Genomic DNA, 20,743 nt, shown 5'->3' on the forward strand with positions numbered 1-20,743 from the left:
ATCCGCAAATGGCCCTATGCGAACATCTCCCGCCGTTGTGTTTGATAGGAGCCCGGCTTGAAGTGCTTTTCCACCCAGCTGTCATCGGTGGCCAGGAAACGGTCGCTGTCGATCTTCTGCGGCTTGTTGCGATTCGCCGCTCCCCGATAGAGGAAGTGACGATACAGGCGGTCGAACTCGGTCAAATAGATATCAGCGACCCGCCGGTCTCCTCGAATAAGCAGCATGTTCTCGTCATTGCTCGACAGCGAGGCGGGCGAAAAATTGGCCGATCCGGCGAATACTAGTGGGTCGTCGCCGAGAGGGTCGATCAGGATAAATTTCTGGTGCACATAGAAAACGTGTCCGCTGCTCTTGTGGTGTTGCTCAACCAGCCAGTTTTCCAGATCGAGAGCATTCTTATCTGTGCGTTTTTTGCGCCCAAGAAGCGAGCCGATAGCGAACCAGATGTTCGGATCGGCCTTGCGGAAACCGGGCACCACATTCTTTTCGTCGCTTTCCATCAGCACGAAGCGCAAATGATCCCGCGGCAGTAGCAACAGCTCGTGCATGGCGTTCGTGGCCGGGTTCATACCGAAGGCCGCGGTGAAGAACCACGGCTTTTGGCGTTCGGCCGCGCGCTGGCCGTACCACTTCAGCATTTTCGCGCCGACACGCGGGCTGAAGACAACGGTGGTGCCAAGCTTCAGGTCGTCGCCTGGATTCGGCGAATTCTTGCTTGCCCAGGCCTTGAAGTCCTCCGGCAGGGGATCATCCGCCAGCACGCTCCAATAGTCGAGGAACTTGGCGGCGACATCCTTGTCGCGGACGAGGTGTCCGGTGTTCGCCTGGCCTATGAAGCCCGAAGCCGAGAAGTTCGTCGAACCGGTCCAGACCGAGATCGCCTTCCCGTTCCGCAGTTTCAGGATGAACTTGTTGTGTGGGATCGAGGAACGGTTGGTCCTCTTGATCAGTGTGGCAGATTTGAAATTTGCCCACGGCTTGGCGAGTGCTTTGTTGTTGGACTTCGTCGCCTGTGTTTCCACAACGACGCCCTCTTTTGTCTCCGTTCCGGCTTCGTAGACGACCTTGACGTCAACACCACGCTCCTGAGCGTTTCGTAGCAGTTCGATGACCGGCCTGTAGTGGAATTCGTAGGCAGCGACTCTCAGCGCGTCGCCCGGTCCCGCATCGTCGACGAACCGCTTCAACCCTTCGTACAGGCCGCGCGACAACCAAGCCGTTTGCGGATGGTCGGGATTGTCCGGCTCGGGAGGACGCAAGGTGTTGCCGAACCGCTTCATGTAGCCTTGCGTCGCGACGGCGCCTCGATTGAAGAACACGGCATGGTCGCCGTCGTCATCCTCTTCGGTCTTCACCTCCAGGACTACCGGCTCGCCCAATTTCCTGTTCGCGAACGGACCATACATCGGATAAACCGAGTAGGTGTAGCGTCGACCCTCGTCCGCGATGTAGTCACCCCAGAGGAAGCTCTGCATGGGGTGGTCGCTCGTCGGGTAGGTTTCTCCTTTCGCCGGCGTCGGCTCAAGAGCCTTGAATACCTTAGACGCCTTGAGCCAGATGCCATCCCCGGGGACGCCGTCTTCGGCCCGATGTATAGCAAAGCCGAGCAGGTTCTTTCTCGCGGCCTTGGTTGCGTCGAACGCGAACATCACGACGTCCGTGCCGGCGATGGCATGCACGGAGATGCCATTGTTACTTGCTCGCGCGCGCATCGCACCCTCCATCGTATCATCAATATTGATGGTACTGCGGCGCCTCGCAAGTGCTATTTACTTTCTGACGCTACGCTGTCGAATCCACCATAGATCAGAATACGAATTTCGGAATGGAAAAAGAGTCCATCAGATAGACAGCTAAATAACCGCTTGGGGCAACCTCGCCCTATTAGCTGCCGGTTCATTGGCGGCCAACAGTAGAAACATCCATGACTTATATGCTGGGCGTCGGCTTGTCGCGTTGACCGGAAGAGGTCGATCGACATCGCGCCTTCCGCTTCCACTTGCCTCGAAACGCCGGGCCGCTGAGACCGTTAGCGGTCGAGCTTACCGCCCATATGCGACGTTGATCAGCGGTGGCGATTGCCGAAAGATCTGCGGCAGGATCAAGGACGATCTGCTTCTGCTTGCGCTCGGAGTAGCGGTCGATCGTCAAGGCCAGGCACGCCCGACGCTGGCTCACGGCATGCACGTTGCAGGCATGAGCCACCGCCTTCCGCTTCGCATCGGGCGTCACCATTTTTTTGCGGCGACATCCTTCAGGATCGCGTTGTCGAGCATTTGTTCGGCCAGTAGCTTCTTGAGGCGGGTGTTCACAGCGTAAACCCGTTCCGGGTTTATCGCGACGTCCTCGAGGGTCTTCAGCCGGCGCGCATCCGACACGTCCATCCCGCCATACTTCGCCTTGAACTTGTAGAAGGTCGCCGAAGAGATGCCGTGCTTGCGGCAGACAGCCGCTGTCGCAGCTCCAGCCTTCTGCTCCTTCAGCAGCCCGATGATCTGCTCTTCCGTCAATCGTGAGGCGCGCATTGTCCGTCTCCGTGAGTGACGGACTCTCCTCAAATCTGGAGAAGGATCAGGGTCTCAGCTCAGCGCCTGTGACGGAGTCAATCGATATTTTCGGAATGTTGGAAATAGAGATCTTTGATTCGATTTCCTGGAACTTGGCTGCCAGGTTGCCCCTGACGGTTATGTCGACACTTGTGGGCCGAGTTTGCCCAGCAGTCGAGGATAGGCGCCCTTCATGGTCGGAATGTAGTCGCGCCGCTCGATGGCAGAAAAAAGCGTCGGCTTATTCGTTGGCCTGAGCGAAGAGGCGTAGTATTTTTCATCATATTATTCTGATGCTGAGATAAATTTTTTTGGTCCCGGCCAGGTTACCATTTTCCACTATGCCTTGCCGCCGACCGGGCGCCGATACGGCTCCGCTTCGTAGCGCCCTTGTTCGCCGCGACGTTGCCCAGCGGCCGCCGTGCGGACTCGACTGTCCAGCCGCTCCTAACAACAGCACATCGCGTCCGGGCGAACGAGGACGCTGCCTAGCAAGCGCCTTCGTTCACCCGCAGGCATCCTGCCGAATGTACGGCTCGCGGAGCGATCAGAAATAGCTGCCGTCGTCGTAGATGCCGGTTCGGCCGACATAGGTGCCGGCAGCGTCGTAATAGTCGGTGTATTGCTGCCAGGCGTTCGCGTTGTCCGCGTCGAAATAGGTGTTCTGGTAGGAGCCGTCATCGAAAAGAGCCTGGCGAGCGATCAGATTTCCACCGTTCGCATGGAAGTCCGTGTATCGGCTCCAGGACTGACCGGTCGTGTCGAAATAGGTCGACTCATAGCTGCCGTTGTCATTCAAGACCTGCCTTGCGGCTAGCACTCCACCGGTTGCATAGAAGTCTGTGTACGAGGACCAGGATTGCGTCGACGCAGCGTCGAAGACCTGCTCCGTGCGCGTGCTGTCGTCGTTATAGGTCACCTGCCATTCCGTGGCGCCGCTCGATGTGAATTTCTGTCGATATCTCGACCAGGAATTCGTTCCATCATAGTCGTAGACGATCGTCTCTGAAAGACGGTTCTGATAGTCATAGATATTCTGAGCATACAATACCCACCCATCGACATAGTAGTCGGTATTGTAACTTCCCCGGACTTCGGCGAACTCGAAACCATTGTCCGATAGGTCGAATTGCCTGACGCCGACCTCCGCATCGACCGCTTGTATGATGAGACGGTCGAAGCCGGCGCCACCGTTGTAAGAATCGCCTGGATTGGGCGAGAAGCGTCCCCAGCCTTCCCAGACGATGAAGTCGTCGCCGTCGCCGCCCGAGACGATGTCGGCGCCTGCGCCGCCGTCGAGATAGTCGTTGCCGGCCCCGCCATTGAGCGTGTCATCGCCAGCGTCGCCGGAGAGCCTGTCGTTGCCGTTCAGTCCGAACAGCGTGTCATTCCCGTCGCGTCCGGAGATCAGATCATCGAAATTGCCGCCGGTCAGCGTATTCGCGACATTGTTTCCCGAAATGGTATTGCGCGCGTTCGGGTCGCCGATGGCATTCTCAATGGGGCCGTTCCTGACGATGGTATAGCCCGAATCCGCTCCGATTGGTGTCGGAGCGCGTCCGAAAGCCACGGTATTGTCGCCGCCATAGGCAAGATCGATCGTCGCGGGCGCCCCATGGGTGCCCCGTGCAATGAACGTGTCGGTCCCGGTGCCATCATCGATATACTCGTAGAAAATGGGGTTCGAATTGGCGCCATAGATATCATCAGCCATATCACTTCTCCCAAAGGCTTGCTTGCAAGCGGCCGCCGAGTGAATGGTCAGTCAAGTTTTCTGCCCTTGATTTCTGCGCGTCAAGCAGAATCTTGTTCGAAGTAGTTAAGGTATCTACAGAAATTTTTCTAGGATGATCCGATGATTATCTTTGTCTCTGTACAGATAGAAGGGATTCAAGTTTTTAGTTTCTCCTGCCTGGGAAATTCGTCGGGGTTTATTATTTTCGGTCGACATTGCGATATCTAGGCTTTAGCCGGCAAATTCGAATTTTGATTCGAACGAAAGCGTCTTTCTGGGAGAAGCTTCGCTGAATTAGTGTACTTCAGGTTGTCCTCTTCTCCCCGGGCGGAGCATCTGAGTTCGCCCATCGTGCGGCGGACTGAAACCCGCCCTAAAATCGCCGCTCACCCCCGCTCTGTCTTGCCGCCTCGAATCGACGATTCCAGTCAGCCGAGGAGTCAAAGCATGCGGGCCGTCGCCATCACCCTTGCAGCCAGCGTTTTTGGAGCCATTCCGGCGCTTGCGGATGAACTTCCGCAGCGCAAGGCGGGATTGTGGGAGACCAAATCGACGGGCGCGGAGGGCGAAACCACCGCCAAGCAATGCGTCGGTCCCGGCACCGATCGCGCCATGCTGGGCGGGATGACCGGCGGCGCCTGCGCGAAGGTCGAGGTGAAGAAGACCGGGGCCGGCTATACCGTTGCGACCGAATGCACGGTCGGCCAGATCAAGGCGGTCGGCAACAGCGTCGTCACCGGCGATTTCCAGGCGACCGTGCGCACCGAAGGCACAACCAAGCTCACCGGCATGCCCGGCCAGGCGGGAACGGTCGAGCGCAAGCTCGTGGTCGAGGCCAAGCGTCTCGGCGAGTGCGGGCCGGGCCAGAAGCCGGGCGATGTCATCCTGCCGGACGGCAAGGTGATCTCGATGCCGGGAGCGGTTGGCGCAAAGCCCTAGTTCCCGTTGCGGGCGGGGAGCGTCCGAATTCGGCCGGCGACAAAAAATTGCCCGGCATGTCACATCTGGCCGAACCGATTCGTCCTGTTGGAGAGCGCTGCAGCGGCCATGCCGTCCTGTGAGGCGCGCTTCACTGGACGAGGACGGACATGGCAACGGACATCTTCCTGGCTGGCGCGGAAAGCGCCACTGTCGCGGCGCGGCTTCTCCTGGGCGGAGCCTTCGCCTTCGCCGGCCTGCGCAACATCGTCAACAGAGGCCCGCTGGCGAGCCTGATCGGAGCCCGCGGCGTGCCTTTGCCGGCCGTCACCCTGTGGCTCGGCATCAGCTGGCAGGTCATCGCCGGTCTCATGATCATCTGCGGCATCCAGGTCTCGCTGGCCGCGCTGATGCTGCTCGCCTTCCTCGTGGCGGCGACGCCGATGTTCAATAATTTCTGGGACCATCAGGGCCTGGATCGTGCCAACCGCATCAATGGCTTCGTCGCCAATATCGCGATCGCCGGCGGCATCCTCGGCTTGATCGGGCAGGGCTGAACCGCTCAGCCGGGCTCGCCGGCGATCACGCCCTTGCGGAACAGGAAGCAGCCATAGGGGCGGGGATCGCCGACCTGCACCACCGCGAAGGCCTGCTTTGCCGCCTCGTAGAAGGCGAAGCGCTCGATGCCGGCGAACGGCTCCGAGCGCCCGAGCGCCCGGTCGAGCTCCGCCTGCACCTGCGTCTGCACTTCCGGGATCGCGCCGGCGTCGCCGACGACCTGCATGCGCCTTGCCGGCTGTGGCTCGAAATCATCGATGGGCAGCACCGAGAGGATGGCGCGCGTCGCCCGGGTCATGGAGAGGCCCGGCAAGCGCACCAGCCGGCCGCTCGTCGTGCCGCGCGCGATCGTCTCGGCCGGGTGGTTGGCGTCGACGAGGGCGAGATCATCGCCATGGCCCATGGCGGCCAGTACCCAGAGCAGATCGGCGGAGAGGACCGGGTCGACGTTCTTCAGCATGTCACCTGCGCCCGCGCTGCGAGAGGTAGAGTTTTTCGGCATTGCCGCCGAAGACGGCAGTGCGCTGCACTTCAGCGAGGCTGGCGAGGAGCGTTTCGGCCGCCTCGACCCATTGAGCATAGGATGCGCGCAGCGTCACCACCGGCCAGTCGCTGCCGAAGATCAATCGCTCCGGCTCGAAGGTCGTGAGGAGATGATCGACGACTGGCCGGAGCGTCTCCAGCGTCCAGTCCGGGCCGGCCTCGGTGACGAGCCCGGAAAGCTTGCAGGTAAGGCCGGGGTGCTTTGCGAGCGCTGTCATGCCGTCGCGCCAGGCGGCGAGATCGCCGGCGACGAGGTCGGGCTTGGCGCCGTGGTCAATGACGCAGGCGAGGTCCGGGTGCCGCTCCAGCACCGTGAGCATCGGCGCGATATGGCGCGGCTTCAGCAGCGCGTCGAAGACGAGGCCATGAGCGATCATCGCTTCGAAGGCTGGTGCCAGTGCTGGGCGCGCCAGCCAGTTGTCGTCGAGGATGTCCTGGACCATCGGCCGCAGGCCGACGAGCAGTGGATTGCCGGCCAAAGCGGCGACGCGTTCCGTCGCATCTGGCGCATCGAAATCGGTCCAGCCGACGACGCCGGCGACGAAGGGCGTCTTCGCCGCGATGTCGAGCAGGTAGGCGGTCTCGGCCTCAGTCGGGGCCGCCTGGACCAGGATGGTGCGGTCGATGCCTTGCGCGGCAAGGAGCGGTGCGAGGTCGGCAGGACCGAAATCGCGATAGATCGTTCCGAGCGCCGGCGTCAGCCAGCCATAATCGCTGCGGGTGAGGCTCCAGAAGTGCTGATGGGCGTCGATGCGCATGGCGTCATTCCGGGATCGGGACATCGGCGCCGAGCAGGCCCTCGGCCTTCAGCTCTGTCCAGAGAGCAGCCGGAACCGGGGCGGACAGCTCGATGACCTGATCGGTGACCTCCTCCGGCTTGACCGCGCCCATGACAAGGCTCGCGACAGCCGGATGGCCGAGGGGGAACTGCAGGGCGGCACGGCGCAGCGGCACGCCATGGCGGGCGCAGACCGCCTCGATCGCCGCGACGCGGGCAAGGATATGGGGCGGGGCCGGCTGATAGTTATACTTGGCGCCGCTGACCGGGCCGGTGGCGAGTATACCGGAATTGAAGACGCCGCCCAGCATCAGGCCAATGCCCTTCTTCTGCGCCAGCGGCATGAAGGAGGCGAGCCCGGGCTGCTCCAGCAGGGAGTAGCGTCCGGCGAGCAGCATGGTGTCGAAATCGCCGGCGCGGGCGAAGCGCTCGCACATCTCGGCCTCGTTGACGCCGACGCCGATTGCCTTGACCGTGCCGGCGGCACGCAGCTTGTCGAGGGCACGATAGGCGCCGTTCATCGCTTCGGCGAAACGCTCCTCGATCGCGTCCTTGCCGTGGGTCCAGACGTCGACGTCGTGGATCAGCACGACGTCGATGCGGTCGACGCCGAGGCGCAGCGCCGATTGCTCGAGCGAGCGCATGGCGCCGTCATAGGAATAGTCGAAGCGCAGCCCGTGCGGCAGGCCGCCGAGATAGCCGGAACCGTTGCCGCGCCCGGCGAAAGGCTCGGCGACGCGGCCGACCTTGGTCGAGATCGCCACGTCCTTGCGCCCCGAGCGCCGCAGGGCGGCGCCGATCCGGTGCTCGGAGAGGCCGTGGCCATAGAGCGGCGAGGTATCGATCAGGTTGATGCCGGCCACCAGCGCAGCCTCGACCGTGGCGATCGCCCCCGCCTCGTCGAGACGGGCATAGAGATCGCCGAGCGGCGCACTGCCGAAGCCGAGCGTCGTGACCTCGAGGCCGGAGCGGCCGAGCGGTCGAACGGGAAGCGTGGAAGTCGTCATTGGAAGCCGGGTGCTTGGTCGTGTTGCATCACTATGTGCACGCCAACATGTCAGCTTGCAACCGCCTTCGTTCCGGACTAGCGTGCGCACCATTCCGGTGGGCGAGGGGCGATGACGAACCAGCTCGCCGGAACAGCATCAAGACGGCCCGCAACGGCCGCGCACCAGTCCACGGGAGGACATCCATGACCGAGATCTTGAAGCCGACACGGCGTGGCCTGCTGCGCGGCGCTGCCGCGCTCGGCGCGACCGGCGCCATCGCCTCGCCGCTGGTGTTGCGCGAGGCGCGGGCCCAGGCTGCCTTCAACTGGAAGCGCTTCTCCGGCCAGTCGATCGACGTATTGCTGGTCAAGAACCCGCGCTCGGACCTGTTCCAGGCCGCGGAGAAGGAGTTCACCGAGCTCACCGGCATCAAGGTTTCGGCTGAGCAGGTGCCGGAGCAGCAACAGCGCCAGAAGGCGGTGATCGAGTTCGCCTCCGGCAAGCCAAGCTTCGACGTCAGCGGCATCTCGCTGCATGTGCAAAAGCGCATGGCCGCCAAGGGCAAGTGGTTCGCAGACCTGACGCCCATGATCAAGGATGCCTCGCTGACCTCGCCGGACTTCAACTTCGAGGATTTCGGCGCAGGCGCTGTGGCCTATGCCCGTCAGAGCGACGGGGCGCTCGATACGCTGCCCTTCTTCGTCGATTACTGGATGGTCTATTACAACAAGGAGCTCTTCGACGCGAAGGGCGTGGCCTATCCCAAGACCATGGACGAGATGGCGGTCGCTGCCGCCAAGCTGCACGATCCCGCCAAGGGTGTCGCCGGCTTCGTCTCGCGTGGCCTGAAGAACGCCAATGTCCCGGTCTGGGCCTGCCTGGTGCTTGGACAGGGCATCGAGACGACCTCGGCCGAGGGCAAGCTGCTCACCGACACGCCGGAGGCAATCTGGGCCGGCGAGCTCTACAAGAAGCTCAACAAGGATACCGGCCCGGTCGGGCAGGTCGGCTTCAACTGGAACGAGTGCCAGACCACCTTCATGCAGGGCCGCGCCGCGATGTGGCTCGACGGTATCGGCTTTGCGACCCCGCTCGAGGATCCCAGCAAGTCGCGCATCGTCGGCAAGGTCGGCTACGGCGTCACCCCGCCCGGGCCAAAAGCGCATCATGCCGGCATGTTCGGCGACGGCATCGGCATTTCGCGCGGCTCCTCGAAGAAGGAGGCGGCCTGGCTCTATATCCAGTTCATGACCAACAAGGCGCAGCAGCTCGCCATGCTGAAGGCCGGCGCCGGCGCGCCGGCCCGCTCCTCGGCCTATCTCGACACGGCGACGATCGAGGCGTCGAAGTTCGGCAAGCAGTATTTCGACTGCCTGCTGAACTCGGCCAAGATCGCCCGCGCCGCGCTGCCGCAGATCGTCCCGGTCACCGAGTTCCGCGACGTGTTCGGGGTAGCGCTGACCAATGCGATCGGCGGCGCCGATGTCGCGGCCGAGCTGAAGAAGGCGACGGAAGCCTTCGCGCCGGTGCTGGTCAAGAGCGAGCAGGGTTGAGGCTGACCGGCTAGCCACGAGAAGCGTCATGGTCGGGCTTGTCCCGACCATCCACGTCTTCCTGCGGCAGGGCGGTGTTCAAGACGTGGATGCTCGCCACAAGGGCGAGCATGACGGTGTGAGTTTCCAGAGCAGATAATGACCAGTACCACCCTCCCAGCCCCCAGCCTCGTAAGCCCCGCGCAAGTCCCTGCAGCGGATTCGCGAGATTTCACGCCACGCTATTGGCTGTTCTCCCTGCCGGCGGTGCTGATCGTCGCCGGCGTGATCGTCTTCCCCTGGCTGTTCACGCTCTACATGTCGAGCCAGGACTGGAAGATCGGCGGCGGGCCGGAATTCGTCGGTTTGCAGAACTTCGCCGAGCTCTTCCGCGATGCGCGCTTCATCGAATCGATGGGGCACACCTTCTACTTCACCGTGCTCGCCGTCGTGTTGCCGATCTTGTTCGGTACGGCTGCGGCGCTCGTCTTCCATCGCGAGTTCCCGTTCCGCGGCCTGTTGCGCACGATCTTCGTCATGCCGATGATGGCGACGCCGGTCGCGGTCGCGCTGGTCTGGACGATGATGTTCCATCCCCAGCTCGGCGTGCTGAACTACCTGCTCTCGCTGGTCGGCATCGGCCCGCAGGCCTGGGTCTATTCGCCGAACACCGTGATCCCGACGCTGATCCTGGTCGAGGTCTGGCACTGGACGCCGCTGGTCATGCTGATCGTGCTCGGTGGCCTCGCCGGCCTGCCGCGCGAACCCTATGAATCCGCGCTGATCGACGGCGCCAATGCCTGGCACATGTTCCGCCACATCACGCTGCCGCTGGTCTGGCCGTTCATCATGGTCGCGATCGTGATCCGCACCATCGATGCGCTGAAAGCCTTCGACACGATCTTCGTAATCACCCAGGGCGGGCCGGGCACGGCGTCCGAGACGCTCAACATCTTCCTCTATCTGCAGGCCTTCCAGTTCTACAAGATCGGCTACGCCTCCGCCGTTGTGGTGATCTTCTTCGTCATCATCATCATGCTGTCGCTGCTGCTGCTCTATGCGCGCCAGAAGTCGAAGTGGAACGCGTGATGAAGCGCCTCGCCACCAAGCTCGGCTTCTACGCCTCGGTCTTCGTGCTGGTCTCGCCGGCGGTGCTGGTCTTCCTCTGGATGATCTCGCTCTCGTTCAAGAATGAGCTCGACAACACCGCCTTCCCGCCGGTGTTCATCCCGAGCCCGCCGACCCTGGCGAACTATGTCGACGTCTTCGCCAAGAACAATTTCGCGCTCTATCTCTGGAACTCGATCCTGGTGACGGGCGGGGCGGTGCTGATCGGCCTTGGCGTCGGCGTGCCGGCCGGCTACGGCATCGCCCGCGGCAAGGCGCATAAGTTCGCGATCCTGATCCTGGTCGCGCGGATGACGCCGGCGCTGTCCTATCTGATCCCGCTCTTCCTGCTGTTCCAGATCACCGGGTTGGTCGGCACGATCACGGCGCTGGTGATCACCCATCTCGTCATCACCATCCCGATCATCGTCTGGATCATGATCGGGTATTTCGAGAACGTGCCGATGGAGCTCGAGGACGCCGCGCGCATCGACGGCGCCACGACCTGGCAGGCCTTTCGCCATGTCGCGCTGCCGCTCGCCCGGCCGGGCATCGTCGTTGGCGGCATCCTCGCCTTCATCTTCTCCTGGAACAACTTCATCTTCTCGGTGGTGCTGGGCGGCAAGGCGAGCCGGACGCTGCCGTCGGCCGTCTACAACTCGCTGACCTTCGAGCAGATCTCCTGGGGGCCGCTCGCCGCGGCCGCCCTGCTCGTCACCTTGCCCGTCCTGCTGCTGACCGTTCTCGCCCAGCGCGAGATCGTCGCCGGCCTTTCCGCCGGAGGGCTCAAGGATGGCTGATTTCATTGGCATCGGCCTTGCTGCGTGCCGGACCTCTTCAACGCCTTAATCGATCACTTCACGGAAAGACGCTTCGCAATGGCTCTGAATCCCAACCGCTTCGGCCTCTCCTGCGCCATCACCACGCCGATGCGGGAAGGCGGCGCCGTCGACCTGCCGCGGCTCGTCCACCACGCCAAGCACGTTCTCGCCAATGGCTGCGACTCGGTCACGCTGTTCGGCACGACTGGGGAAGGTGCAGCGCTAGGTGCTCCGGCCCGCACGGCGATGCTCGGGGCGCTCGTCGGCGCCGGCATCGATCCGGCGACGCAGATCTATGCCGGCGTCGCCGCCGCCTCGCTGCACGAGGCGGTCGACCAGGCGCAGACGGCGCTGAACGTCGGAGCGAAGGGCCTGCTGGTCGCGCCGCCCTTCTACTTCAAGGGCGTCGGCGACGAGGGGCTCTATGCCTGGTTCTCGCAATTCTTCGAGAAGCTCGGGCCTTCCGCCCGCAACACCATCCTCTACCACATCCCCTCGGTGACGGCGGTCGACATCTCGGTCGGGCTGGTCGAGCGACTGAAGAAGGCTTTCCCGGGCGTCGTCACCGGCGTCAAGGATTCCTCCTGCGACTACCCGACGACCGAGGCCTTCCTGAAGGCGCATGGCGAGCTCGCCATCCTGGTCGGCGACGAGCGCCTGCTCGGCCGCGCCGTACGCAATGGTGCGCAAGGCTCGATCTGCGGTGTCGCCAACCTCGTGCCGCATCTGCTGCGTCCGATCGTCTATGAGGGCGCCGAGAACGCCACGGTGAACGAGTTGGTCGACGAGATCTGCTCCTATCCGGTGCTGCCGGCGGTCAAGGCGCTGGTCGGCCATCTCCATGGCGATGACGGCTATGGCCCGATGCGGGCGCCGCTGACCGCGCTCGACGAGGGCCAGCGCAAGGCGCTCTGCGCCGCCTTCGACCGGATTACCCGCGCCAAGGCCGCCTGAAGGAGGATGTGATGAGCCAGCCCGATCCGGACCGCGACGGCGAACCGCTGAAGCTCAGGGAGCGGGCCTATGCCAGCTTCACCGAGCGGCTGCTCGCGCGCGAAATCCGTCCGGGCCAGTTCGTCACCCAGCGCGAGCTCGTCGCCATGACGGGTTATCCGCTCGGGGCGATCCGCGAATTGATCCCGCGGCTGGAGGCGGAGGGGCTGATCAAGACCGTGCCGCAGCGCGGCATGCAGGTCGCTCATGTCGACCTCAACCTGATCCGCAACGCCTTCCAGTTCCGCCTCTTCCTCGAGAAGGAGGCGACGGCCGCCTATACGCGGACCGCGACCGACGAGGAGATCGCCGAGCAGCGCCAGCGGCACGAGGCGATCATCCGCCGGGCCGAGGCCGGTGGCGACGAGACGTTGATCGAGGACGCCGAGGACGTCGATCGGCTGATGCACGAGATGATCATCGACCATCTCGACAACGACATCGTCAGCCAGGCCTTCCGCGTCACCTGGCTGAAGATCAGGCTGATCCGGCAATACGAGACGCGGATCCAGAACCACATCCTGATCCCGGTGATGCAGGACCATCTCAAGATCATCACTGCGATCGAGTCGCGCGATCCGGAGGCGGCTGCCGCCGAGATGAGCGCGCACATCAACAACGCCCGGACGAGGGCGATGAGCTACTGACGAGCGATCAGGCGCCGATCGAGACAAGGCGCCAGGACAGCGAGCCGGAAAACCGGCCGCTCAGGGAGGAGAACGACGATGACGAAGCTGACGAAACGCGCCTTTCTCGCCGGTTCGGCTGCCGGCGGCGCCATGATCGCGATGCCGACCGTGTTGCGCGCGCAGGCGACGGTGATGCGCTGGGGCGAGATGCTGCCAACCACGCATCCGCAGGTGCAGATGGTCGACCGCATCGCCAAGGAGGTGAAGGAAAAGACCTCGGGCCGCGTCGACATCCAGTCCTTCCCGGCTGGCCAGCTCGGCTCCGGCAAGGACATGATGGAATCGGTCGCCTCTGGCGCGCTGACCATGACGACGGACGGTGCCGCCGCGCTCGGCTCCTTCCTGCCGCAGCTCTCGGTGGTCGAGGCGCCCTATCTCTGGCGCGACCCGGCGCATATGGCCAAGGTCGCCAAGGCGCCGGTCTTCACCCAGATGAATGAGGAGCTGATCAAGAAGCGCGGCATGCGCATGGCGGCGGTGACCTATTACGGCAAGCGCCACCTCACCACCGGCTCGAAGGCGGTGAAGAGCGCGGCGGATGTCGCCGGCCTGAAGCTGCGGGTGCCGCCGGTGGACACCTTCCGCGCCATGGTCGAGGCCTGGGGCGCCAAGGCGACGCCGGTCAATTTCAACGAGCTCTACCTGGCGCTGAGCCAGGGCGCGGTCGACGGCCAGGAGAACCCGTTGCCGACGATCCACAGCGCCAAGCTCCAGGAGGTGCAAAAGCACCTGATCCTGACCGGCCATATCATCACGCCGCGCCTGATCGTGATCAACCAGGACTTCTGGAAGGGGCTGAAGGACGCCGATCGGACGATCCTGGAGGCGGCGATCGCCAATGGCGTCGCCTGGCAGGATGCGGAGCTGGCGAGCCAGGAGGGCAGCCTCGTCGCGACGCTGAAAGCGGCCGGGATGAGCGTCACCGAGCCGGACCTCGAAAGCTTCAGCAAGCCGGTGCTGGCGAGCCTGCCGAAGCAGTTCGAGAGCAAATGGGGCAAGGGCACTTGGGACGCGCTCGCGGCGTTGTGACAAGGGCGTCCAACGCCTTTCCTCGTCATGGTCGGGCTTGTCCCGACCATCCACGTCTTCCTTCACCAATGCTGTGTTCAAGACGTGGATGCTCGCCACAAGGGCGAGCATGACGGTGTTGCCCGAACATTTGGACATCTGACATCGGGGTCTGTCGTTCCGTGAAATCCCTCGTCGCACTCTCCGACCGCCTCGTCCGCGCCGCGGCCGTCGGCCTGCTGCTGGCCCTGCTGATCGCCGTTCTGCTCGGCGTCCTCTCGCGCCAGCTCAACGCCCCGCTCGCCTGGACCGACGAACTCGCGCAATACCTTCTGGTCTGGACCGGCTTCGTCGGCTGGATCATCGCTGCCAGGCGGCGCTCGCATATCCGCATTACCGTCTTCGCCGACCTGCTGCCGAAGCCGGCCGGGCGCCTGCTGGAGGTCGTGACGCAAGCCGCGATCATCCTCTTCGCCGCGATCCTGATCCGCTATTCCTTCGGGTTGATCGAGCGGACCTGGGATGTCGAATCGATCGCGCTGCCGGTATCGAGCGCGGCGCTTTACGTGGTGATGCCGCTCGCCGGCCTCGCGCTGGTCCTGCAGGCGCTCGCCGAGATCGGCGACGTGCTCGCCGGCCGCAAGATCGAAACCGCCGAGCCGGGGACGCAGCCGCTATGAGCACCCTGATGCTGCAGATCCTGCCGGTCTGGTTCATCGCGCTGCTGCTCGGCGTGCCGCTCTTCGTCTCGATGGGGCTGGCGGCGATCGCCTTCGCCTATTTCGGCGCCTTCCCGCTCGGCATCGTGCCGCAGAAGATCGCGCAATCCGCCAACTCCTTCCCGCTTCTGGCGGCGCCGCTCTTCATCCTGATGGGCAACATCATGAATTCGGCGGGGATCACCGACCGGATCTTCGCCTTCGCCACGGCCTGCGTCGGCTGGCTGCGTGGCGGCCTCTGCCACGCCAACATTCTCGCCAGCGTGATCTTCGCCGGCATGTCGGGCTCGGCGGTGGCCGATGCCGGCGGCGTCGGCACGCTCGAGATCAAGGCGATGCAGGACGAGGGCTACGATCCCGAGACGGCGGCGGCGATCACGGCGGCGTCCGCCACGATCGGCCCGATCATCCCGCCCTCGCTGCCGATGGTGATCTATGGCGTCAGCGCCGATGTCTCGATCGGTGGGCTCTTCCTCGCCGGCGTCATCCCCGGCCTGCTGATGGCCGGCGCGCTGATGGCGATGGTCGTCTATGTCGCCAAAAAGCGCGACCTGCCGCGCCATCCCTTCCCCGGTGCGGCCCAGCTCTGGATCGCCTACAAGGAAGCGCATTGGGCGCTGATGACCCCGGTCATCCTGTTCGGCGGGATGATGGCGGGTATCTTCACGCCGACGGAAGCGGCGGCGGTCGCGACCGCCTATGCCATCGTGCTCGGCCTCTTCGTCTACAAGAGCTTTTCGCTGAACGACTTGCCGGAGCTGGTGGTGCAGACCGTCGAGACCACCGGCGTCGTGCTGGCGCTGGTGATGACGGCGGCGGCGCTCGGCTGGTGCCTGTCGATCTCGCGCATTCCTCAGACCGTCGGGCCGATGCTGGTCGACCTCGCCGGCAACCCGCTGATCTTCCTCCTGATCGTCAACCTGCTGCTGCTCTTCGTCGGCTGCTTCATGGAAGCCCTGGCGGCGATGCTGATCCTGATCCCGATCCTGACGCCGGCCGCGGCGCAGTTCGGCATCGATCCGATCCAGTTCGGCCTGATCTTCGTGCTCAATTTGATGATCGGCACGATCACGCCACCGGTCGGCGTCGTGCTGTTCGTGACCTCGAAGATCGCCAAGATCAGCTTCGAGGCGATGTCGCGGGCGATCGTGCCCTGGCTCCTGCCGCTCTTGGCCGTGCTCGTCGCGATCACACTCTGGCCGCCGCTGACGACCTGGCTGCCGAACCTCGTGCTCGGCAAATGAGTCCGGCTCAGACCGTCCGCGTCACCTTGGAGAGGTGGGGCGGGCGGTCCGGATCGAGGCCACGGCTCTCGGCGAGGGCGGCGAGTGCTCCGTAGAATGCGCGGGCCTGCGTCAGTGGGAGCAGAGCGGCAGGCAGGTCGTGTGGGAGCGGCAGGCTTTCTCCGGTGCCGCTGCCGGAATAACGCAGATCGGCGCCGAGACCTCTGAATGTTGTAGCGGCCGCACGGACGCTGTCGCTGCCCTCGTCGCCAGGATCGAGCGCCAGCGCCGGAAAGCCCGGTCCGGCCAAGGCGAGTGGCCCGTGCAGCACCTCGGCGGCGCTAAAGGCCTCGGCATGGATGCGGCAGGTTTCCTTGAACTTGAGCGCGATCTCCTGGGCGATGCCGAAGGAGAGGCCACGGCCGATCACATAGAGGCTGCGTGCCTCGCGCCAGGACAGGAGGGTAGGTCTCCAGTCGCAGTGCCCGGCGGCATCGAGCGCCTCGGGAGCCTGCGCCAGCGCGACGGACAGGGCTTCGTCGCGGGCCCATTGCGCGGTGAGATGCAGGAAGGCGAGGCAGGTGGCGAGGAAGCTCTTGGTCGCGGCGACGCTGCGCTCGGGTCCCGCCCACAGCGGCACGAGCACGTCGACCATGCCGGCGAGCGGCGAGGCCTCGTCGTTCACGAAGCCGACGACGAGGGCGCCGGCGCGCTTCGCCGCCTCGGTCAGCAGCAAAGCATCGGGGCTGCGGCCGGATTGTGAGGCGGCGATGAAGACGGCGCGGGAGAGGTCGAGCTCGCCGCCATAGACCGAGGCGAGGCTCGGCCCCAACGAGGCGACGGGCAGGCCGAGCGCGCGCTCGATCAGGTATTTGCCATAGGTCGCGGCATGGTCGGAGGAGCCCCGCGCGCAGGTCGCGACGAAGGCCGGCCGCTTGATGCGCAGGCGCTGGACGAGATCGGCGACGATCGCGCCATTCTCCGTGAATTGGCGGTGCGCGACAGCGGCGGCTTCGGCCGCCTCGCAAGTGAGCAGGGCTTCAGCCATGGCGGCGCAAGGGCCCTTCGAGCAATTGATCGGCGATGAGAGCGACTTGGCGCGGGTCCAGCCTGCGGCCGGCGCCGCCGACACTCTGGACGGAGAGCGTACCACAGGCGATGCCTTCGGCGAGGGCGCGTTCGGGCATCCTCCCGGCGAGCCAGCCGGCGAGGAAGCCGGCGTTGAAGGCGTCACCTGCGCCGGTGGTGTCGAGCACGGCCTGGCACGGCGCGGCGGGAAGCGTAAGGCGCTCATTGCCTTGGTAGAGGCGGGCGCCGGCGCCGCCATCCTTGATAGCCACCAGCGAAAAATGCTGGGCGAGCCGCCGGCCCGCCTCGTCTAGATCGTCACAGGCCGCGATCGCGCGGGCTTCGGATGCATTCGGCAGGAAGACATCGACGCCGTTGCAGCGCGCGACGAGGTCGGGCGAGCGGATCAGCGTGTCGTCCCAGCTCGGATCGAGCGAGATGGTCAGGCCATGATGCCTGGCGTCGGTCACCAGAGGCGGGATCTCGGCCAGGGTCGCGAATTCGGCGATATGAAGATGGCAGGCGCGGACATCGCCGAGGGCGATGGGAAGCGTCGCAGGACGAGCGGAGCCGGCGCGTCGGGAAAGGAAGGCGCGCTCGTCATCCTGCACCATGGCGACGGTGAGCTGCGGGCCGGCATCGACGGCACGCTCCAGAAAGGCGAGATCGACACCACTGCCCTCGAGCGCGGGCAGGAGCGATTGCGAGAACGGGTCTTCGCCAAGGCGGGCCAGCAGGGCGGCGGCGCGGCCAAGCCCGACGAGATGGGCCGCGGTGATGAAGCCGCCGCCGCCTGGCACAATCGCGATATCATCGGCGAAGCGCTCCTCGCCGAGGCGCGGCATCGCGTCCAGCCCGCGGAAAACGAGATCGCAATAGAGCCGGCCGGTGCTCAGGACCAGGCCGTCCGGCCGAAGTAGCCGGGACGTCACAAGGCGCGCTCGCTCTTGGCGTCGAACAGCCGCAACGCCGAAGCGGGAGCGCCGAGCCTGACGGCGCTGCCGACGGCAGGCGGGTTCTTGGCCGAAGCAGAGGCGAGCAGCAGCCCGCCTTCAGCCTCGACATGGACGAAGGTCTCCGGTCCGAGGGGCTCGACCACCGCGACCGTTCCGGAGAGGATGAGGTCGGCATTTTCGCCCTGGTCCAGCACGCGTAGCTCCTGTGGCCGGACGCCGACGAGGACATCGGTCGGGAGCGCTGCAGACCAGGCGAGTGGGGTTTCACCGAGCTGCAGCGTGCTGCGGCCAGCCTCTGGCGTCGCCTTTGCCGGCACGACGTTCATTGTCGGCGAGCCGATGAAGCGGGCGGTGAAGACGTCGGCCGGCTTTTCGTAAAGGTCCATAGGGGCGCCGACCTGGAGAATATGGCCGTCGCGCATCACCACGATCCGGTCGGCCAGCGTCATCGCCTCGACCTGGTCGTGGGTGACGAAGACGATGGTAGTGCCGAGCCGCTGGTGCAGCCGCTTGATCTCCAGCCGCATCTGCGCGCGCAATTGCGCGTCGAGATTGGAGAGCGGCTCGTCGAACAGGAAGACGGCGGGATCGCGCACCATGGCGCGGCCGATGGCGACGCGCTGGCGCTGGCCGCCGGAGAGCGCCGAGGGGCGGCGCTCCAGCAGCTTGGTCAGGCCGAGCACCTCGGCGACCTCCTCGACGCGCTTGCGCTTCTGGGCCTTGTCGAGCCCGGAGGTGTAGAGGCCGAAGGCGATGTTCTCGGCGACGCTCATATGCGGGTAGATCGCATAGTTCTGGAACACCATGGCGATGTTCCGCTCTTTCGGCTCGAGCCGGTTCACGGTCCGGCCGCCGATCGCGATCGTGCCGTCGTTGATCTCCTCGAGCCCGGCGATCATGCGCAGGGTCGTCGACTTGCCGCAGCCGGAGGGGCCGACGAAGACGACGAACTCGCCGTCCTTGATGTCGAGGTCGATGCCATGCACGACCTGAGTCGTGCCGTAGCGCTTGACCAGTTTCTCGATCGCGATCCCGGCCATCAGGCGGCTCCTGCGAGGGCGGTGAAGGCGGCGTCGAGCTCGCGGCGGGCTGTGTCCTCGCGCTTGGCGATCGCGGCTGTGGCATTCTCGGCCGCGGCGAGTTCGGCGCGATAGCCGGCAAGGGCCTCGCCGAGGACCGTCGGCCCCGGGCCGCCGAAGCGTTCGCGCAAGGCGACGAAGTTCTCCGGCGAGACCGCGGTGGCGAAGTCCTCGCGGCTGAGGTTTGGCTCACGGCCGGCGGCGTGGCGGAAGGCATCCGCGAAAGGCTCGTAGCCATCGCGCGGCAGATCACCGTCACGGGCGACGACGGCGCGCGCCACCGCCGAGGCGACCTCATGGGCGGCGCGGAAGGACAGCCCTTCCTTGCGCACCAGCGTGTCGGCGAGCTCGGTGATGGTGATGCAGGAGCGCCGGATCGTCTCGGCGACGCGGCGGCTGTCGACCGAGAGCGCCGGCAGCAGCGCCGCGAGCAGCTCGAGCACGCGTCCGCCGCTCTCGAAGGTCTGGTAGCCGGCTTCCTGCGTCTCGCCCTCGCTGTCGTTCATGTCGGTGAACGGCGTGTTGTGGACGACATCCCGGACAAGCCTCGCGCGGCTTACTGTCTGCGACGCCAGATGGCGCAGATGCTCGATCGGCACCGGATTGCGCTTCTGCGGCATGATCGAGGAGATCTGCACGAAGGCGTTGGGCACATAGACCTGGCCGACCTCGAAGGCGGTCCAGAACTGCAGGTCCTGGATCAGCCGGCCGAGATGCAGGAAGACGAGCTCGACCGCGCCGAAGACGCCGGTGACGTAGTCGACCGCGGCGATGCAGCCATAGGAGTTCTGCAGTGGGCCTTTGAAGCCGAGGAGATGGGCGGTGCGATGGCGGTCCAGCGGGAAGCCGGAGGTGGTGATCGCGGCGGCGCCCAGCGGGCAGAGGTCGAGCAGCTCGCGCGCCTGCACAAGGCGCTGATGGTCGCGCAGCATCACCTCGATCGCCGCCGAGAGGTAATGGCCGAGCGTCGAGGGCTGGGCCGGCTGGCCATGGGTATAGGCGACGATAAGCGTGTCCTTCTCGCGCTCGGCCAGCGTCAGCGCGGCGGCGATCAGGGCGCGCAGCTGGGTCGCGAGCTTGTCGAGCCTCGGCTTCAGCGCCAGCTTGAACAGGGTGTGCTCGATATCGTTGCGCGAGCGGCCGGTGTGCAGGCGGCCATTGTCGTCGGGCTTCAGGCGCTTGCGTAGCTCGGCCTCGACCAGGAAGAAATAATCCTCGACCTCGCCGGTGTAGGTCAGCGCCGCCGGATCGATCTCGCGCTCGATCTCGATCAGGGCGCGGGCGATCTCGGCAGCTGTGCCGCGTGGGAGGATGCCGGTCTCGGCCAGCATCACGAGATGGGCGCGATCGACGGCGCGGAAACCCGCGACATGATGCGTCTTCACCGCGTCGAAGAGCGGGCGCAGCACCGTCTCCTTGTAGACCGGATCGGGGAAGACGGATGTGTCGCTGGTGCGCGGATCGGTATGGGCGGTCAT

19 protein-coding genes and 1 pseudogene are annotated in these 20,743 nt (G+C 64.8%); 10 read left to right on the plus strand and 10 right to left on the minus strand.

What is annotated here, in order from left to right:
* Window positions 1-14: 14 nt before the first annotated feature.
* The 3 genes and pseudogenes from AC07O0_RS23080 to AC07O0_RS23090 form a co-directional block, all read right to left on the minus strand.
* Window positions 15-1,715 carry a phospholipase D-like domain-containing protein gene (locus AC07O0_RS23080; protein WP_494626060.1) on the minus strand — a complete coding sequence of 567 codons (1,701 nt, stop codon included), beginning with the start codon at window positions 1,713-1,715 and terminating at the stop codon, window positions 15-17.
* Between the two features lie 424 nt (window positions 1,716-2,139).
* Window positions 2,140-2,528 (minus strand): annotated as a pseudogene (locus tag AC07O0_RS23085) (transposase); the annotation flags it as partial.
* A gap of 568 nt (window positions 2,529-3,096) precedes the next feature.
* Window positions 3,097-4,263, minus strand: coding sequence for a calcium-binding protein (locus tag AC07O0_RS23090; RefSeq protein WP_494626062.1), 1,167 nt, complete (start codon window positions 4,261-4,263; stop codon window positions 3,097-3,099).
* A 468-nt stretch (window positions 4,264-4,731) separates the two neighbouring features.
* On the opposite strand from AC07O0_RS23090, the gene AC07O0_RS23095 reads away from it, so the two are divergent.
* Entirely contained in the window at window positions 4,732-5,223 is a 492-nt protein-coding gene (locus tag AC07O0_RS23095; protein WP_494626064.1) for a DUF3617 domain-containing protein, read from the plus strand.
* Between the two features lie 149 nt (window positions 5,224-5,372).
* Window positions 5,373-5,759, plus strand: a complete 387-nt coding sequence (locus tag AC07O0_RS23100; protein ID WP_494626066.1) for a DoxX family membrane protein — start codon at window positions 5,373-5,375, stop codon at window positions 5,757-5,759.
* Window positions 5,760-5,764: 5 nt separating this feature from the next.
* Here the strand turns inward: AC07O0_RS23100 and AC07O0_RS23105 are convergent, their stop codons facing one another.
* From AC07O0_RS23105 to AC07O0_RS23115, 3 genes are read right to left on the minus strand one after another with little or no spacing between them, the layout of a single operon-like run.
* Entirely contained in the window at window positions 5,765-6,220 is a 456-nt protein-coding gene (locus tag AC07O0_RS23105) for an RbsD/FucU family protein (RefSeq protein WP_494626068.1), read from the minus strand.
* Window position 6,221: 1 nt separating this feature from the next.
* Complete coding sequence (locus AC07O0_RS23110; protein ID WP_494626069.1) at window positions 6,222-7,061, minus strand: amidohydrolase family protein; 840 nt, start codon at window positions 7,059-7,061, stop codon at window positions 6,222-6,224.
* Window positions 7,062-7,065: 4 nt separating this feature from the next.
* Window positions 7,066-8,088, minus strand: coding sequence for an aldo/keto reductase (locus tag AC07O0_RS23115; protein ID WP_494626071.1), 1,023 nt, complete (start codon window positions 8,086-8,088; stop codon window positions 7,066-7,068).
* A 185-nt stretch (window positions 8,089-8,273) separates the two neighbouring features.
* Here AC07O0_RS23115 and AC07O0_RS23120 point away from each other — a divergent pair, with 185 nt between their 5' ends.
* From AC07O0_RS23120 to AC07O0_RS23155, 8 genes are all read left to right on the plus strand, one after another.
* Entirely contained in the window at window positions 8,274-9,623 is a 1,350-nt protein-coding gene (locus AC07O0_RS23120) for an ABC transporter substrate-binding protein (RefSeq protein WP_494626073.1), read from the plus strand.
* Window positions 9,624-9,761: 138 nt separating this feature from the next.
* Window positions 9,762-10,691, plus strand: coding sequence for a carbohydrate ABC transporter permease (locus tag AC07O0_RS23125; RefSeq protein WP_494626075.1), 930 nt, complete (start codon window positions 9,762-9,764; stop codon window positions 10,689-10,691).
* Window positions 10,691-11,509 (plus strand): carbohydrate ABC transporter permease, encoded by an 819-nt coding sequence (locus AC07O0_RS23130; protein ID WP_494626077.1) that lies wholly within the window; start codon window positions 10,691-10,693, stop codon window positions 11,507-11,509. The genes AC07O0_RS23125 and AC07O0_RS23130 overlap by 1 nt, the downstream gene beginning before the upstream one ends.
* Window positions 11,510-11,587: 78 nt before the next feature.
* Window positions 11,588-12,484: a dihydrodipicolinate synthase family protein gene (locus AC07O0_RS23135; protein WP_494626079.1), complete on the plus strand. Its 897-nt coding sequence runs from the start codon at window positions 11,588-11,590 to the stop codon at window positions 12,482-12,484.
* A gap of 11 nt (window positions 12,485-12,495) precedes the next feature.
* Window positions 12,496-13,170, plus strand: coding sequence for a GntR family transcriptional regulator (locus AC07O0_RS23140; RefSeq protein ID WP_494626080.1), 675 nt, complete (start codon window positions 12,496-12,498; stop codon window positions 13,168-13,170).
* Between the two features lie 78 nt (window positions 13,171-13,248).
* A complete protein-coding gene (locus AC07O0_RS23145; RefSeq protein ID WP_494626082.1) occupies window positions 13,249-14,241 on the plus strand; it encodes a sialic acid TRAP transporter substrate-binding protein SiaP in 993 nt (330 codons plus the stop codon).
* A 161-nt stretch (window positions 14,242-14,402) separates the two neighbouring features.
* Window positions 14,403-14,900: a TRAP transporter small permease gene (locus tag AC07O0_RS23150; RefSeq protein ID WP_494626083.1), complete on the plus strand. Its 498-nt coding sequence runs from the start codon at window positions 14,403-14,405 to the stop codon at window positions 14,898-14,900.
* Window positions 14,897-16,183 (plus strand): TRAP transporter large permease, encoded by a 1,287-nt coding sequence (locus AC07O0_RS23155; protein ID WP_494626084.1) that lies wholly within the window; start codon window positions 14,897-14,899, stop codon window positions 16,181-16,183. Before AC07O0_RS23150 ends, AC07O0_RS23155 begins: the two co-directional genes overlap by 4 nt.
* Before the next feature lie 7 nt (window positions 16,184-16,190).
* Here AC07O0_RS23155 and AC07O0_RS23160 read toward each other — a convergent pair whose 3' ends face one another.
* From AC07O0_RS23160 to argH, 4 genes are read right to left on the minus strand one after another with little or no spacing between them, the layout of a single operon-like run.
* Window positions 16,191-17,210, minus strand: a complete 1,020-nt coding sequence (locus tag AC07O0_RS23160; protein WP_494626086.1) for an SIS domain-containing protein — start codon at window positions 17,208-17,210, stop codon at window positions 16,191-16,193.
* Window positions 17,203-18,162, minus strand: coding sequence for a carbohydrate kinase family protein (locus AC07O0_RS23165; protein ID WP_494626088.1), 960 nt, complete (start codon window positions 18,160-18,162; stop codon window positions 17,203-17,205). Before AC07O0_RS23165 ends, AC07O0_RS23160 begins: the two co-directional genes overlap by 8 nt.
* Entirely contained in the window at window positions 18,159-19,226 is a 1,068-nt protein-coding gene (locus AC07O0_RS23170) for an ABC transporter ATP-binding protein (RefSeq protein ID WP_494626090.1), read from the minus strand. The genes AC07O0_RS23165 and AC07O0_RS23170 overlap by 4 nt, the downstream gene beginning before the upstream one ends.
* Window positions 19,226-20,743 (minus strand): argininosuccinate lyase, encoded by a 1,518-nt coding sequence (gene argH / locus AC07O0_RS23175; protein WP_494626092.1) that lies wholly within the window; start codon window positions 20,741-20,743, stop codon window positions 19,226-19,228. Before argH ends, AC07O0_RS23170 begins: the two co-directional genes overlap by 1 nt.

The organism is Allobosea sp. GW821-FHT10B12 (genome assembly GCF_059415545.1).

Excerpts from the sequence above, each read along its gene's own strand:
- AC07O0_RS23155 (WP_494626084.1), top strand. The coding sequence starts at position 14,897 with ATGAGCACCCTGATGCTGCAGATCCTGCCGGTCTGGTTCATCGCGCTG.
- AC07O0_RS23125 (WP_494626075.1), top strand. The coding sequence starts at position 9,762 with ATGACCAGTACCACCCTCCCAGCCCCCAGCCTCGTAAGCCCCGCGCAA.
- AC07O0_RS23080 (WP_494626060.1), bottom strand. The coding sequence starts at position 1,715 with ATGCGCGCGCGAGCAAGTAACAATGGCATCTCCGTGCATGCCATCGCC.
- AC07O0_RS23105 (WP_494626068.1), bottom strand. The coding sequence starts at position 6,220 with ATGCTGAAGAACGTCGACCCGGTCCTCTCCGCCGATCTGCTCTGGGTA.
- AC07O0_RS23115 (WP_494626071.1), bottom strand. The coding sequence starts at position 8,088 with ATGACGACTTCCACGCTTCCCGTTCGACCGCTCGGCCGCTCCGGCCTC.
- AC07O0_RS23120 (WP_494626073.1), top strand. The coding sequence starts at position 8,274 with ATGACCGAGATCTTGAAGCCGACACGGCGTGGCCTGCTGCGCGGCGCT.
- AC07O0_RS23110 (WP_494626069.1), bottom strand. The coding sequence starts at position 7,061 with ATGCGCATCGACGCCCATCAGCACTTCTGGAGCCTCACCCGCAGCGAT.
- AC07O0_RS23160 (WP_494626086.1), bottom strand. The coding sequence starts at position 17,210 with ATGGCTGAAGCCCTGCTCACTTGCGAGGCGGCCGAAGCCGCCGCTGTC.
- AC07O0_RS23135 (WP_494626079.1), top strand. The coding sequence starts at position 11,588 with ATGGCTCTGAATCCCAACCGCTTCGGCCTCTCCTGCGCCATCACCACG.
- AC07O0_RS23130 (WP_494626077.1), top strand. The coding sequence starts at position 10,691 with ATGAAGCGCCTCGCCACCAAGCTCGGCTTCTACGCCTCGGTCTTCGTG.
- AC07O0_RS23145 (WP_494626082.1), top strand. The coding sequence starts at position 13,249 with ATGACGAAGCTGACGAAACGCGCCTTTCTCGCCGGTTCGGCTGCCGGC.
- argH (WP_494626092.1), bottom strand. The coding sequence starts at position 20,743 with ATGACCGCCCATACCGATCCGCGCACCAGCGACACATCCGTCTTCCCC.
- AC07O0_RS23100 (WP_494626066.1), top strand. The coding sequence starts at position 5,373 with ATGGCAACGGACATCTTCCTGGCTGGCGCGGAAAGCGCCACTGTCGCG.
- AC07O0_RS23095 (WP_494626064.1), top strand. The coding sequence starts at position 4,732 with ATGCGGGCCGTCGCCATCACCCTTGCAGCCAGCGTTTTTGGAGCCATT.
- AC07O0_RS23090 (WP_494626062.1), bottom strand. The coding sequence starts at position 4,263 with ATGGCTGATGATATCTATGGCGCCAATTCGAACCCCATTTTCTACGAG.
- AC07O0_RS23170 (WP_494626090.1), bottom strand. The coding sequence starts at position 19,226 with ATGGCCGGGATCGCGATCGAGAAACTGGTCAAGCGCTACGGCACGACT.
- AC07O0_RS23140 (WP_494626080.1), top strand. The coding sequence starts at position 12,496 with ATGAGCCAGCCCGATCCGGACCGCGACGGCGAACCGCTGAAGCTCAGG.